This is a genomic window from Rhizobacter sp. P2_D12 (genome assembly GCF_056404395.1).
In genome coordinates this window covers 1-1,911 of record NZ_JBFUEB010000266.1, presented here as the reverse complement: position 1 = coordinate 1,911, position 1,911 = coordinate 1, and the positions used below count along the sequence as shown (strand labels likewise).

The 1,911-nt window shown below is 70.3% G+C and carries 1 protein-coding gene; it reads right to left on the bottom strand.

The features are described from left to right. Positions 1-1,911 (bottom strand): CHASE domain-containing protein (locus tag AC1DYN_RS32300; RefSeq protein WP_477966845.1); only part of this gene is annotated, 1,911 nt, incomplete at both ends.

Below are 1,911 nucleotides of genomic sequence, written 5' to 3'. Positions count from 1 at the left end.
ACGAAGCCGTGCGCCATCGACAGTCCCAGTCCCGTGCCTTTGCCTTCCGGCTTGGTGGTGAAGAACGGCTCGAACGCGTGCTCCATGACCTCGGGCGGCATGCCGTGGCCCGTGTCGGCCACCGTGATCATCACGTAGTCGCCCGGCGCCAGCTCGGCATCGAGCTGGCCGGCTGCGGTGCTGATGGTCGCATTCGCCAGCCGCAGTGCGATGTGGCCGCCCCCGTCCATTGCATCGCGTGCATTGATGATCAGGTTGAGCAGCACGTGCTCGAGCTGGTTCGGATCGACCAGCGTCGGCCACAGGTCGGGCGCGCTGCTGCGCTCGAGCGTGACGGCGTCGCTGGCGGCGCGCTGCAGCAGGCTGTCGCTGCGCTCGAGCAGCTCGGCCACGTTGACGACGCTCGGGTGCAGCGGCTGGCGCCGCGCGAACGCGAGCAGCTGGCCGGCCAGCTTCGAGCCGCGGTCGACCGCATCGAGCACGTTGTGCAGGCGCTTGCGCGTGGGCGGACCATCGGCGCGCAGCATCAGCTGCACGTTGGCGCTGATGATGTGCAGGATGTTGTTGAAGTCGTGCGCCACGCCGCCGGTCAGCTTGCCGACCGCTTCGAGCTTTTGCGCGCGGTGCAATGCCATGCGCGCTTCGACCAGGCCCGCCTGGCGCTGCAGTTCGCGCTCCTCGGCGGCGCGGCGCGATGTGATGTCGCGCACGAACACGGTGGCCCCGGCGCCGTCCGACGGCGGCAACAGCGCCACCGCCAGTTCGACCGGCACGCGCCGTCCGCTCGTGTGCAGCACCTCGGTTTCGGCCGGCTGGCCCGGCAGTGGGCCCACGCCACTCCTGGCGAAGGCGTCGAACGCGTTGCGGAAGGCCGCATGGCCTTCGGCAGGCAGCAATTCCTCGGCCCGACGGCCGATGGCATCTTCGGCTTCCATGCCGAAAATTTGCGAAGCCTGCGCGTTCCAGTCGGTCACGCGGCCCTGGCGGTCGAGCGCGACAAAGCCGTCGTACGCGGTTTCCAGGATCACCCGGGTGCGGCGGCCGTCGGCGGCGATGCGGTCGTGCGACTCGCGCAGTTCGAGCGTCATCGCGTGCGCCAGTTCCAGCGCGCGCCGGCGCGAGCTGGCCAGCAGCCAGACGATCAGGCTGGCCAGCGCGCCGAGCACGATGCCGGCGATGGCGATCATGCGCGGGCGTGCCGTGTCGAGCGTGGCTTCCAGCGCGGCGCCGGAGCCCATCCGCACGGTCCAGACACGGCCCGCAATCATCATCCGGGTGGTCGTGGAGAAGCGCGGCGCCGTGTGGTCGGCGACGCCGGCCGACTGGTACAACAGCGTGGCTGGTGAGCTGGTGTCACCATCGTGGATCGTGACATCGAGTTCGGGTGCGCTGACGCCCCCCACCCGGCGCATCAGGTCATTCATGCGAAACGGCGCGTAGATCCAGCCGGTCAGCGCGGCGCGGCGCTGCGCGACGTCGTCGATCAGGCGGCCCGTGCGATACACGGGCAGGTACATCAGCACCCCGGATTCGGCGCTGCCATCGTCTTCCTGCACCAGCACCACCTTGCCGCTCAGGGTCGCCTGGCCGCTGTCGCGTGCTGCCAGCAGGGCCGCGCGGCGCGCCGGTTCGCTGGCCATGTCGAAACCGAACGCGCGCAGATTGCGCGCATTGAACGGCTCGATGTGCGAAATCACCGCGAGCACCGTCCCGGCTGCCGGGGCGGCCGGGGCCGGCTGCACACGGTAATCGGGAAAGCCATCGGCGTGCACCTGCGCCTCGTGCGCCGCCACGTCGCCGGGCGCCAGCCGCGTGGCGATGCCGAGCGCGCCGATGCCGGGGAAATTCTGGACCAGGTCCAGGCTCTGGTAATACTCGCCAAACACCGCGCGCGGCAGGTCGACCGAGCCG